Source organism: Halodesulfovibrio spirochaetisodalis, from assembly GCF_001672295.1.
In the GTDB taxonomy this organism is placed as follows: Bacteria; Desulfobacterota; Desulfovibrionia; order Desulfovibrionales; family Desulfovibrionaceae; genus Halodesulfovibrio; species Halodesulfovibrio spirochaetisodalis.
On record NZ_JXMS01000011.1, the window covers coordinates 100992 to 113777 of the forward strand.

General features: G+C 45.6%; 8 protein-coding genes and 2 pseudogenes. 1 reads left to right on the top strand and 9 read right to left on the bottom strand.

The window, feature by feature from the left end; genetic code table 11:
* Positions 1-97: 97 nt before the first annotated feature.
* The 4 genes from SP90_RS08235 to SP90_RS08250 form a co-directional block, all read right to left on the bottom strand.
* Positions 98-2674, bottom strand: a complete 2577-nt coding sequence (locus SP90_RS08235) for a TIGR03960 family B12-binding radical SAM protein (protein ID WP_066854458.1) — start codon at positions 2672-2674, stop codon at positions 98-100.
* Positions 2675-2822: 148 nt separating this feature from the next.
* The gene (locus SP90_RS08240; RefSeq protein ID WP_066854460.1) at positions 2823-3176 is read right to left on the bottom strand and encodes a hypothetical protein; all 354 of its coding nucleotides are present in this window, start codon (positions 3174-3176) and stop codon (positions 2823-2825) included.
* A 71-nt stretch (positions 3177-3247) separates the two neighbouring features.
* Entirely contained in the window at positions 3248-4432 is a 1185-nt protein-coding gene (locus tag SP90_RS08245; protein ID WP_066854462.1) for an MFS transporter, read from the bottom strand.
* Between the two features lie 161 nt (positions 4433-4593).
* On the bottom strand, positions 4594-5667 hold the full coding sequence (locus tag SP90_RS08250) for a phosphotransacetylase family protein (RefSeq protein WP_066854464.1): 1074 nt from the start codon (positions 5665-5667) through the stop codon (positions 4594-4596).
* A gap of 512 nt (positions 5668-6179) precedes the next feature.
* Here SP90_RS08250 and rnc point away from each other — a divergent pair.
* A complete protein-coding gene (gene rnc / locus SP90_RS08255; RefSeq protein WP_066854466.1) occupies positions 6180-6860 on the top strand; it encodes a ribonuclease III in 681 nt (226 codons plus the stop codon).
* A gap of 93 nt (positions 6861-6953) precedes the next feature.
* Here the strand turns inward: rnc and SP90_RS16960 are convergent, their stop codons facing one another.
* From SP90_RS16960 to SP90_RS16630, 5 genes and pseudogenes are all read right to left on the bottom strand, one after another.
* Positions 6954-8462, bottom strand: a complete 1509-nt coding sequence (locus tag SP90_RS16960; RefSeq protein WP_066854468.1) for a flagellin N-terminal helical domain-containing protein — start codon at positions 8460-8462, stop codon at positions 6954-6956.
* A gap of 136 nt (positions 8463-8598) precedes the next feature.
* A complete protein-coding gene (locus SP90_RS16900) occupies positions 8599-10077 on the bottom strand; it encodes a flagellin (RefSeq protein ID WP_331710486.1) in 1479 nt (492 codons plus the stop codon).
* 69 nt (positions 10078-10146) lie between these two features.
* Positions 10147-10566 (bottom strand): annotated as a pseudogene (locus SP90_RS16620) (flagellin N-terminal helical domain-containing protein); the annotation flags it as partial.
* A gap of 227 nt (positions 10567-10793) precedes the next feature.
* A complete protein-coding gene (locus SP90_RS16905) occupies positions 10794-12272 on the bottom strand; it encodes a flagellin (RefSeq protein WP_331710487.1) in 1479 nt (492 codons plus the stop codon).
* A gap of 69 nt (positions 12273-12341) precedes the next feature.
* Positions 12342-12761: pseudogene (locus SP90_RS16630) on the bottom strand (flagellin N-terminal helical domain-containing protein); the annotation flags it as partial.
* Between the last annotated feature and the right edge of the window lie 25 nt (positions 12762-12786).

The window sequence follows — 12786 nt, forward strand, 5'->3', positions numbered from 1 at the left end:
TTGCCCCTCGGAGAGCCGTCGGAGACATCTCCTTTTAAACAAAAAAAACGCCCGTCATAATATGACGGGCGGTTTTTTGTTTGTATTGATTTATCGCTTACGGCATGTGCTGTTCAAGCTTTGTCATTTTGAAATCAAGCACTTCGAATCCCGGGGTGATTGCTTTCACAATGTTGACTGGAGAAACGTAGATGTCTGACCAGTCAAGGGTGATGGTGATATCTTCTTCATTGAAAATAACTTTTGCGAAAACAGGACGCACATCCATTGTGCGGTCGCCTTTTTTGGTCGAGCGTGTCCACATAATGGAGTCTTCTTCGAGCATGTTTTTGAATGCTTGAATGAAGTCTTGTTCGCGTTCTTTGTCACCTACGTATTCGACTTTAAATGTCTCTGCATATGGCTGAGGCTGTTTTTTAGCCATGCTGAGTTTTTCAACCGCAACTGGATGCATCCCCGCCGGCATTGCAGATATCAGTTTTTTGAAAACTTCTTCAGGAGTGAACTCTTCACGCAGGAAGATATTTACCCACTCTTTTTTACTGGCAACACCGATTGGCAGTGCTCGTCCGAATGAGATAAGCGGCAGCGGGTGGAAGCCTTGGGAGAAGGTCAGCGGTAGCTCTACGCGACGGAAAATGCGTTCAAAAATGGACTGCAGTTCCAGCTGTGAGAGGAATACAGAAGCGCCTTCTTTGCTATACCATACACGCATGTGTGCTGCTTTTACCGCAAGGTGTTCTGCGAGTTTTGGCGGTTTGTTAGATACTGCAGACTTGATGACAATGCGGTTGTTTTCATCAAGTTCAATTTCATGCGCGTGCTGATCTCGTTCTTCTTTATTGAGAAGGTTCTGATAGGTGGTGTCCTCAGTGAGGCGCTCCAGTTCAGATTCTTTAGCTCCCTTATCACAGGCACCGCACACGCGACAGGCACCGTAACGGCAGTCTTCAGTAACTTTCTCTTCTTTGGCGCGTTTGAGTTCACGAATAAGAAATTCTTTTGTTACGCCATTGTTGAGGTGATCCCACGGAAGTGCTGCTTCAAGGTCACGTTCACCTGTGTACTCTTCAATAGTGAGTCCATGTTCGTTGAGTGCTTCGAGGTACGGTTCGATAGAGAAGTGTTCAACCCAGCTGCTGAATACTGCGCCTTTGGCGTACGCTGTTTCCACTACATTTGCGAGACGGCGGTCACCGCGGGAGAAAATACCTTCAAGAAGGCTGGATTCCGGCTCATGCCAGCGCATCCGCATGCATTTTTCCTGCTTGAATTTATCACGCAGGTACTGGATTCGGTTGCGGATTTCATCGTATGAAATTTGTGCTTCCCATTGGAACGGGGTGTTCGGCTTTGGTACAAATGGTGAGATACCGGCTGTAACCTGAATTCGCTTGCCTGCTGCACCACGTACTTTCCGGCAAAGCTCAACAATTTCGTCAAGGTCTTCATAAGTTTCAGTAGGCAGACCGATCATAAAGTACAGTTTTACCTGCTGCCAGCCATGCTGATAGAGCTTGCGGACGTGGGTGATGATAGCTTCTTCTGTGATGCCTTTGTTAATAACATCACGCATACGTTGGCTACCAGCTTCTGGTGCAAGGGTTGCACCTGTGCGGCGGATAGAAGCCATTTTCTCCATGATGTCATCATCAATGGAGCCTACGCGTAATGAAGGCAGGGATACGGATACCTGCTCTTGTGAGCAGCGATCTACGGTGTTCATGAACAACTCTTTCAGTGCTGAAAAGTCACCTGTAGAGAGGGAGAGGAACGAAAGGTCATCGTATCCGGTGGTTGTCAGGCTTTCCTGAACAATTTTTTCCACGTTCGTCACAGAACGTTCACGGGCTGGGCGGTAGGTCATGCCTGCCTGACAGAATCGGCAACCACGGGTACATCCACGGGCAATTTCAAGTGCAAGACGGCTGTGCACAGCACCGAACGGAATTGGCTGGCTTGTAGGGAAGTCAGCATCATTCATGTCAGGAACTACGCGACGCGTAGGACGTGCTGGGACATCTTCGGTTGGAACCAGCATTGTGCCTTGTTCTTTTGCTTCATAGAAGGATGGAACATATACACCAGGAACTTTGGCTGCACGAAGCAGAAATTCATGTCGGGTAGTGTTTTCTTTTTTACACTGCTCAAGGGTGTCGAGCAGTTCTACCATCATATCCTCACCTTCACCGAGGGTCATCAGATCCATGAACGGCGCAAGAGGTTCGGCAGATAATGTACAGCCACCACCAGCCATAATGATAGGGATATCCAGTGATTCACCACGGTCTGCTGTGCGGAATGGTATGCCGCTTAGATCAAGCATGTAGAGAATATTGGTGTAGCAAAGTTCGTGGGTGACATGAAAGCCGATCATGTCGAGTTTGTTGAGCGGCGTGTCGGATTCCAGTGTGGCGAGTGGTGCATTGTGATCACGCAGGACTTGTGCGGTTTCTACGCATGGAGTGAAAACGCGTTCAGCCCACCAGTTTTCCCGTTCGTTGAGAATACCGTAAAGAATTTTTTGACCAAGGTAGGACATTCCCACTTCGTACATGTCTGGAAACGCAAGTGCGACGTGGATGGAAATGTCTTTGCCTTGTTTATGAACGGTTCCCTCTTCGATGCCGAGGTAACGGCTGGGTTTTGGAACCAACTGCAGCAATTCACGCATGGAATATCCTTATACGAAAGTCTCAGAACAGGGAGAGTTGCACTGTTTTCCTGACACTGTGAACTGTCGTAACAAAGTTATGTTGTACAAAATAGGTGAGAGGCGGCATAACTGCCGCCTCTCAGAAAAACGAGTAAAAAAACAATAACTATTTTTTCAGAAGCTGTGAAATGTCGGTAACGTTACCGCCTGCGCCGCCCTGAAGGTCAAGGTTGCCAAGACCACCGGTGGAAACGGTAAGGTTGGAAGTAGCTTCCAGATATTTTGTTTTAAGATCTTCCGGACACTCTTTGTATTCGTAGATTACGTGTGCGGTAGAAATTTTAGCGTCGAAATCTTGCTCAAACGGGTAACCGAAAGGCAGGAGCATCATCTGAACGCCTTGCTGAGTAGGGACGGTCTGCAAAACAGCAACGTCAGTAAGCATACCTTCTTCAACGTCTGCTTTGCCAATGAGCATGTCTCCGCTCACCAATTTAACTAATTTTATTTCATAAGCCATGTTCTGCTCCTTAAAGTAAGTTCCGGCTTTAGGTAGGTATTCGTTCTACAACTGTCAAGTTATTCGACGTGCTAATCTTGTGAAGGCGTAATAAAGAGAGCGATCATGCTTACCAGAGTGAGGACACTGAATATGCCGAATCCCATTTGGAAGGAGAAAATATCTCCGCAGTATCCTAAAAAGTTTGGCATAATACCGGAGCCGAGAAAGCCGACAAACGGCATAGTGATAGCGAGCACAAGAGATTGTTCTTCCGCAGGAAAGAACTCTGAGAAAACCTTGAAGATTACAGGGAATAGAATAGCTGGAAATAATGGTTGTGCAATTATTGCCGCATTAAGGATAGCTCCTTGCGTTGTTGCCATAAGAGCAAGGGAAACTGCGCTTAAAAAGAAACAAGTTATAAGAAGGGGCTTTTCACCAGTTCTTACGGAAACATATCCAGCCATGAGCGCTGCGGCTGGGGTGGCAAGTCTGGAGAAGGCAAGCAACTGGTTGGCTTCTGCTCCTGTCATATTTTGTTGATCAACTAAGAATAGCGGAAGTACATAGTAGGGTGCAATTTCAAGGGCGAGTCCAGATCCGGCAAGTGTAAAAAATATCCATGTATTGCGCTTAGAGAGAATCCGTTTGAGTGTAGCAAAACGGGGAGGAGCACCATTGCCGTATCCCCCTTTTCCTGTAAGGGCAAAAAATACAGCCAGTCCCATAGATGCTATGCCCACGTATTGCATACAGCCCCGCCAGTCTGTCACATTCAGTAGGAGCTCTGCAATGAATGGAGCAGTAATAAATGCTAGGTTCGGGGCAAGTTCATGAATAGAAAATGCTTTGCTTAGGTCATTTTTTTCTACCAGCGAGGCGAGTGTTGTCATGCCGGAGGGGAAGTAGAGTCCGGCAGAAAGACCGAACAGGAATAATCCAAGTTGAAGCTGAGTGTATGTTGTGGTTATTGAGAGTAGAGCAAAGCTGGCTCCTGCAAAGAATACAGAAGCTGTAATGATATGTCTGTGCTGAAAATGAACGGCAAGAAAACTGTTAGAAAAAAGGCTGACGCTTAAGCCGAGGGAGCGAGCCACGAGCAAGCTTGTGGTTAATGTATATGAAAAATTAAATTCTTTTTGAATTGATACGAGCAAGGGAGAGAGCAGAGCCCGTTCAACACAGTTGAAATAAAAAATGAGTGCAATGAGAAACAGGTAAGGTAGTGCGGTACGAAAGGGCAGTGCGCTCTGGTAAGGCCGGTTTGTCTGCATGGGAGTCTCACAAATGGGGCGTTAAGGTCAGGAAACCCAAAAAAGAAAAAGCTGAGGAGGGCGACCTGTCAGCAGGGATAGGAATAAGTACAGGTCTCTAAGTTTGTTGGGAAGGTGGCAGAGAACAAGTTATTTTCCCCTGCCACCGGAGGTAACAAAAGTTATGTATCCGCGAGTCCCATGCGCTCTTTAAGGTATTCAAAATCGATGGATGAGCTTACCAGCTGGGCACCTTGGCGGATTTTAATGACATCTCGCAGCTTATGTCTGGAAAGAATGGCTTCCATTTTTTTTGCTACGGTGTAGGTGTCATCGCGTACCACAACAATCGGGATGTTAAGCACTTCTGAGCGAGTAAGAATGATGTCATTCGGGTAGAGGTTGCCTGTAAGCACTAAACATGGGCAGTTGCCTTCAAGAGCAACAAGCTGTACGTCCGAACGGTCTCCACCAACAATGACAGCGGAGTTTTTATTCTTTCTGAAGTGAGTCATAAAGTTCTCAACCTGCATGGTGCCGATAAGGAAGTTCTCAACAACTTTTTCGGATTTTGATGCGCAGGAGATAACTCTGCCACCGAGACGTTCAGCAAGGTCACTTACTTTAATAGCACCCATGAGCGGGTCTTTCGGGATAACACCCAGTACTTTTATGTCGTTACGTTCAAGAAACGGCTTTATCAGTCCATCAACCTCATTCATGAAGCTGGCTGGAATATCATTGAGGATAACACCGGCGAGACTGTCGCCGAGAACATCTTTTAGCACGACAAGATAGTCATAATTGAGTTCTTTATCGAGGCGGTCGATGACAACGATCTGCAGGCCAAGCGCCTTGGCAACGCGCATGCCGTCGATGTTGCAGTAGCGTCCAGAGTACATAGAGCCGGAACCTGCAACAATCATGGCGTCTTTGTCTTTGGCCAGTTGGTCATATCCGTGTTTGATGGCTGGCATGAGGTCTTCGTACTGACCGCTGAATGCACGGACTTTGAAGTCCTGTGTTACAACTACCGGGCTTACAAATTCAGGAGGTGCATCTTGTCCAAGGATATCTTGAACAAAAAAAGCGTCCTGATCGCCAAGTACACCGTCGCGTTCTTCCGGTACAGCCCCGACCGGTTTCATGTACCCGACATCAAATCCTTCTTTTTGAAGACGCAGGCCAATGCCCATAACAACCATGTTTTTTCCGGAATATCCGGACGTAGAGCCAATGTAAATTCCTGCAGCCATTGCGTCCTCCTGTCGAAAAGCTATATAATCACAACGCGCATGGACTATCTAAGAGAGCAGAATATTCCAGCACATATATCAAGACAATATCATAAAAGGTAGTCAGCCGTGAATAGAAGGCAGACTAAAAAAGTATAATGAAAAAAATGGGGTAGTCTGCATCGTAAAGTGCGGTATACTGTGCCGTATTCTAGCAGAGAAAATCAAGAAAGATATGCAGACTTTTCCGGTTTTAAATATTGGAGAGTGTTGGAAGGGTGTTCAATGACGGGTTACCATTGGATGAGTAGTTTATGTTGCATAATTGCAATGTGTTTCAGTTAGTTTTAGGTATATTTAGTAGAATAAATGGCATCTGTATTTACATACGGAGAAAAAAAAGATAACCGCCAATGCAAACTTATGCGACCACAGAAGGCTGTTGACAAGATGTGTGTGCAAGAGAAGGTTGCTTGCTTTTGTACACAGACACTTGCCGGCAGAAAAGCACCATAGTGTGTGAGAAGGATAGTATGCTCGAAAGATTGCAAGAACATATTCGTTATACATTTACGCAAATATCTTTGCTTGAAACCGCTCTTACGCATAGTTCATATGCGAATGAACATGGCGGAGCAATAGAACACAACGAACGTTTGGAGTTTTTAGGTGACGCCGTGCTGGAGATTTGTGTTTCTGAGCGGTTGTTTGCCAAGTTTCCTAGGGCGAGAGAAGGGATTCTTACTCGCATGCGCGCAAAGCTGGTGAGCAAACCTTCCCTTGCTGCGCTGGCTATTGAAATGCAACTTGATAAATATTTGAAGCTTGGAAAAGGGGAAGAAGCACAAGGCGGGCGCGACAGACATTCTTTGTTGAGTGACGCGTTTGAAGCTGTGTTGGGTGCAGTCTTCCTGGATGGCGGATATGATAGTGCGTTGCAGTATATTGATAATGTGTTTGAGAATAAATGGCCAAATGAGCCGGAAAGCACAAAAGCAAAAGACTACAAAAGTCGTTTGCAAGAATTGACACAGAAAAAATTTAAAGATCGTCCGTCCTATACGCTTAAGAGCAGTAAAGGCCCAGAGCACGCAAAAGTGTTTGAGGTAGAGCTTGGTTTACCTGACGGGACAATAGTTATAGCTGAGGGGCCAAGTGTGAAGCGAGCTGAACAGTATGCTGCCAGTATCGCCTTAGAGCGCTTTGATTCTTAATGAACTGTTTGCTGTGAACTTGTTTCAGGCAAGAATGTTATGAATAAAAAAAAGCCGGAGAATTTCTCCGGCTTTTTTGTTGTTTTTGAAATATTATGCACCTTGGATCAATCTGCGTGCTGTTTCTGGCAACGAGTTTGCCTGTACAAGCATTGCCATGGCAGCATTTGCTCTAATCTGCTGGCTGCTGAAATCTACCATTTCGCTTGCAACATCAACATCAGAGATAACGGATTCCGCTGCTTGTGCGTTTTCACGCTGGATTCTGATATTGTCTATCGAAGCTGAGAGGCGGTTCTGTGTTGCACCAATTCGTGCACGAATTTCATCTTTTATCAAAACCGCAGCAGTAAGGTTATCCAATGCTTTTTGTGCATTTTTCTGGGTCAGCACGTTGTCATCTGCTTCAGCACCGATGCCGAGAGATTTTGCATCAGCCTTTCCGATTAAAATAGAATAGTTGTCTTCTGCTTCATTCTCAGTCCCGAAAGAGAAGTTAACACTTAATGCAGAATCTGTTTTAATGTTATTCTGTACTGTTTCCAAATCCTCTTGAGCTTGGGCGGCATTCTCATCGACTTGGGCTTCAGTGAGTGCTGGTGGAGCTGTGTGCTTGGCAACGGTCTTATAGCTCATCGTATGTGTGTCAGCATCAAATTCAAAAACAATTCTGGCGTCGTCAGCAGCATGGGCAGGATCGGTGCTGCTAGGGTCAGTAAAGATTTCTGTGATTTCTCCACGCTGGTAGGTTGCAGTGACACGCATCTGCTCACCTGCATTTGTGGTTACTTTACCAGTCGTTGGCAGGTATTCCCATGTCTTGCCACCATCTTTTGAAATTTCATAACGAACGGATGTAGCGTCACTTGGCTCATATTGCTTACTCAGGTTGTAGGTGGAGGAACTGATGAGCTCTTTGGCACCTGCGCCGGCAGCTTTTGGTGTAATAGTGGTAGTGCCGTCTTCATTGTATTCGTAAGTGGCTTCAGTTGGTGCAGCTGTTCCTGTTCCTTTTTCTGAGAAAGTAGCGGTTGTGGTTACGCTAAAGCCGTCTTTGTTTTTATTAACGAATGTTGTTGTGTCAGTGGCTGCAATTACAGTAATTTCTTTAGTAGCTTCATCGACAGTCGCGGTGCCAGTTGGAGTAGGGGAAGCGTTTTCAGTTGCAAAGTCATGCTGGTAGCCATTCAGAAGATGTTTAGTATTGAATTCACTGCTTCCAGCAATGCGGCTGATTTCTGAGGCAATTTTCTGATATTCGGTATTGATTATTTCGCGTTGGGCATCGGTGTATGTGCCAGTAGATGCCTGCTGCGCAAGTTCTTTCATGCGGATAAGCTGAGCATCAATGACGCCCAGAGCCCCGTCTGCAGTCTGAATCATGGAGATGCCGTCGTTAGCATTACGTAACCCTTGTCCAAGAGTTGTTATGTCGGCACGCATGAGTTCACGAAGGGCGAGCCCTGCCTGATCGTCGACAGCTGTATTGATTCGAAGTCCAGATGACAAACGTTCAGTAGAAGTAGCCATATCTCTATAACAGAAATCAAGGCTGTATCTGGAGTTTACTGCCAGTAAGTTGTGGTTAATGGCCAAAGACATATTGTATAACCTCCGTGTCCTACAATTTTGTCTGAAGCGTACATGGCTTCATACAACAACTGTTGAAAGGCGGGTGATTCGGAAAAAGGCCGGAGAGTTTCCCCGGCCTTCATTATATCAAGTTGAGTAGCTGGGTCTAACGACCGTCAATAAGTTTCTGAGCAGCTTTAGGCAGTGAGTTTGCCTGTGCAAGCATAGAAACCGCAGCGTTAGTCATGATCTGAACTTTGTTGAACTGTGTCATTTCAGTTGCAACATCTACGTCAGAGATACGGGACTCAGAAGCCTGTAAGTTTTCTTTCTGGATGGATACGTTTTCAACCGTTGCAGCAAGGCGGTTCTGGGTAGAGCCAATTTCTGCGCGGATTTCATCTTTACGGGTGATCGCGATATTGAGGTTGTCCAGAGCTTTTTTAGCCATCTTCTGAGTCTTAATATGGTCGCCAGCTTCTTCACCAACACCAAGGGATTTTGCAGAAGCCATATTAATGTAGGTGTCGTAGCTATCAACTTTCTGGCTGCCTGTACCAAAGTGTACATTGACTACAACTAAATCTTCTGACTTAACGTTGAGTTGTGTTGTAGAATTTTGAGCCTGAATGCCAGGTGTGCCTGCATCAGTATCTGTCATGCCTAAGTCCATGCCGTACTGGGTCTTAGTAACAGTAAATTTACCACCAGTGTTGTTAGAGAACGTATCTCTAACTTTATTGTAGTCACCGTATTCAGCAGTAATACGGAATTTTTTTACAGTATCAGGGATATCGAGAGTAGCACCTGTGGTGTCACTCAAGGAAAGCTTATCCCATGTATGGGTAGTTTCGTTGTACGCTTCGATAATAATATCTTGAACAGGCGTCTTCATCGAACCGTAACTGCTTGATGCAGAGGATTCAACAGACTGAGCTTTTTTAATCTCACCTGTCTTAGCGTCGTGAGTAAAACCTGCTTTGGCAGGCAGATAAGTTTTTGAGTTGTCTTCAAGGAACGAAACAGCATCGTTGACCACTTTAACGCCAGTTTTTGTGGTTTGTTCAAATGTTTTCGATGCAGCAAATTCAGAGTTAATTTGAATAGCAGTACCAGAGTCCGCAGTAGTTCTTATGGTATAGCTGTTAGCAGTACCGGCAACAGTTGGAGTAATGGTAAATTGATTATCGTTATTGCTAAATGTGTCGCGCACGATTGATCCATTAGCAAGTTCTGCTGTGATTCGTACTTCATGGGTTGCAGTCGTTGTTTGCGCTGCTGCTGTTGCTGCGTCAGTAATATCGGTCCAGTTGCCTCCTGGTGCACGGGTTTCGATAGTTACCTTTGTGCCAGCGTATGTAACAGCAGCAACAGCGGACGCTGTAACACCCACACCAGTAAGTTCTCCGGTTTTAAGATCCATGGTTCCACCGCCCGCAACGGTTGTTACGGTGTTCTCTACCGCTGCAATCCCAGATCTTGAAGTGTATGTGAGTGTGTCACCAGCATTTGATTTGGTAATGGTCTGAACACCATTTGCGTCGATAGCGCCGAGTGGTGTGTCTGTTGCTGAACTAGTAACGATTGCTTCATCGTTTGGCCCGTCACTTGACCAAGATTGTGTGTTGCCGTCTTCATCAACCATAGTTGCTTCTGCCGTACGCGCAGCATCGTTTTGGGCAACACTTTCTTCAACATTAATTTCTTGGCCTGTACCGGCAAGTAATTTCCTGCTGTTGAAATCAGTGTCCATGGCCATACGAGTGATTTCTTTCGCCATCAGCTGATATTCTTGGTTGATCATCAAGCGCTGTGCATCAGTGTAAGTGCCGGTAGCAGCCTGTTCTGCAAGCTCTTTCATGCGGATGAGCTTTGCATCGATAACGCCGAGAGCGCCATCTGCAGTCTGGATCATTGAAATACCGTCGTTAGCGTTACGCAGACCCTGAGCAAGTGTTTTAATATCTGCGCGCATAAGTTCGCGCATTGCAAGACCGGCAGCATCATCTGCCGCAGTGCCAACACGAAGACCTGAGGACAGGCGACGGGTGGATGTTGCGAGTTTCCCGTATGAGCTGTTCAGGTTGCGGGTGACGTTTACTGCCATCAAATTGTTGTTAATAACTAAAGACATAATGTATAACCTCCATGTTTTACTGTGAATAAAAAAGCAAGTAAGAGGCCATGTTTGTAAATGTTAATATAAACAGCATGTTAAGATTTATAAAGAAAAAGAATATTGATGATAGGTGCAAGTGTAGGAATTTTTTGCAGGGGAGCTAGGTCATTTTTAAGGTAAATTTAGTTATAAAAAAAGCCGAGGAAAATCCTCGGCTTTTACATGTTGGAATTGCTAGCTGTCTATCGACCATCAATAAGTTTCTGAGCAGCCTTAGGCAGTGAGTTTGCCTGTGCAAGCATAGAAACCGCAGCGTTAGTCATGATCTGAACTTTGTTGAACTGTGTCATTTCAGTTGCAACATCCACGTCAGAGATACGAGATTCAGAAGCCTGTAAGTTTTCTTTCTGGATGGATACGTTTTCAACCGTTGCAGCAAGGCGGTTCTGGGTAGAGCCAATTTCTGCACGGATTTCATCTTTACGGGTGATCGCAATATTAAGGTTGTCCAGAGCTTTTTTAGCCATCTTCTGAGTCTTAATATGGTCGCCAGCTTCTTCACCAACACCAAGGGATTTTGCAGAAGCCATATTGATGTAGGTGTCGTAGCTATCAACTTTCTGGCTACCTGTACCAAAGTGTACATTGACTACAACTAAATCTTCTGACTTAACGTTGAGTTGTGTTGTAGAATTTTGAGCCTGAATGCCAGGTGTGCCTGCATCAGTATCTGTCATGCCTAAGTCCATGCCGTACTGGGTCTTAGTAACAGTAAATTTACCACCAGTGTTGTTAGAGAACGTATCTCTAACCTTGTTGTAGTCACCGTATTCTGCAGTAATGCGGAATTTTTTTACAGTATCAGGGATATCTAGAGTAGCTCCAGTAGTATCGCCCAAGGAAAGCTTATCCCATGTATGGGTAGTTTCGTTGTACGCTTCGATAATAATATCTTGAACAGGCGTCTTCATCGAACCGTAACTGCTTGATGCAGAGGATTCAACAGACTGAGCTTTTTTAATCTCACCTGTCTTAGCGTCGTGAGTAAAACCTGCTTTGGCAGGCAGATAAGTTTTTGAGTTGTCTTCAAGGAACGAAACAGCATCGTTGACCACTTTAACGCCAGTTTTTGTGGTTTGTTCAAATGTTTTCGATGCAGCAAATTCAGAGTTAATTTGAATAGCAGTACCAGAGTCCGCAGTAGTTCTTATGGTATAGCTGTTAGCAGTACCGGCAACAGTTGGAGTAATGGTAAATTGATTATCGTTATTGCTAAATGTGTCGCGCACGATTGATCCATTAGCAAGTTCTGCTGTGATTCGTACTTCATGGGTTGCAGTCGTTGTTTGCGCTGCTGCTGTTGCTGCGTCAGTAATATCGGTCCAGTTGCCTCCTGGTGCACGGGTTTCGATAGTTACCTTTGTGCCAGCGTATGTAACAGCAGCAACAGCGGACGCTGTAACACCCACACCAGTAAGTTCTCCGGTTTTAAGATCCATGGTTCCACCGCCCGCAACGGTTGTTACGGTGTTCTCTACCGCTGCAATCCCAGATCTTGAAGTGTATGTGAGTGTGTCACCAGCATTTGATTTGGTAATGGTCTGAACACCATTTGCGTCGATAGCGCCGAGTGGTGTGTCTGTTGCTGAACTAGTAACGATTGCTTCATCGTTTGGCCCGTCACTTGACCAAGATTGTGTGTTGCCGTCTTCATCAACCATAGTTGCTTCTGCCGTACGCGCAGCATCGTTTTGGGCAACACTTTCTTCAACATTAATTTCTTGGCCTGTACCGGCAAGTAATTTCCTGCTGTTGAAATCAGTGTCCATGGCCATACGAGTGATTTCTTTCGCCATCAGCTGATATTCTTGGTTGATCATCAAGCGCTGTGCATCAGTGTAAGTGCCGGTAGCAGCCTGTTCTGCAAGCTCTTTCATGCGGATGAGCTTTGCATCGATAACGCCGAGAGCGCCATCTGCAGTCTGGATCATTGAAATACCGTCGTTAGCGTTACGCAGACCCTGAGCAAGTGTTTTAATATCTGCGCGCATAAGTTCGCGCATTGCAAGACCGGCAGCATCATCTGCCGCAGTGCCAACACGAAGACCTGAGGACAGGCGACGGGTGGATGTTGCGAGTTTCCCGTATGAGCTGTTCAGGTTGCGGGTGACGTTTACTGCCATCAAATTGTTGTTAATAACTAAAGACATAATGTATAACCTCCATGTTTTACTG

What these genes read in the sequence shown, in the direction of transcription:
- SP90_RS08235 (WP_066854458.1), bottom strand. Translation starts at nt 2,674, where the DNA reads ATGCGTGAATTGCTGCAGTTGGTTCCAAAACCCAGCCGTTACCTCGGC.
- SP90_RS08240 (WP_066854460.1), bottom strand. Translation starts at nt 3,176, where the DNA reads ATGGCTTATGAAATAAAATTAGTTAAATTGGTGAGCGGAGACATGCTC.
- SP90_RS08245 (WP_066854462.1), bottom strand. Translation starts at nt 4,432, where the DNA reads ATGCAGACAAACCGGCCTTACCAGAGCGCACTGCCCTTTCGTACCGCA.
- SP90_RS08250 (WP_066854464.1), bottom strand. Translation starts at nt 5,667, where the DNA reads ATGGCTGCAGGAATTTACATTGGCTCTACGTCCGGATATTCCGGAAAA.
- rnc (WP_066854466.1), top strand. Translation starts at nt 6,180, where the DNA reads ATGCTCGAAAGATTGCAAGAACATATTCGTTATACATTTACGCAAATA.
- SP90_RS16960 (WP_066854468.1), bottom strand. Translation starts at nt 8,462, where the DNA reads ATGTCTTTGGCCATTAACCACAACTTACTGGCAGTAAACTCCAGATAC.
- SP90_RS16900 (WP_331710486.1), bottom strand. Translation starts at nt 10,077, where the DNA reads ATGGTTGATGAAGACGGCAACACACAATCTTGGTCAAGTGACGGGCCA.
- SP90_RS16905 (WP_331710487.1), bottom strand. Translation starts at nt 12,272, where the DNA reads ATGGTTGATGAAGACGGCAACACACAATCTTGGTCAAGTGACGGGCCA.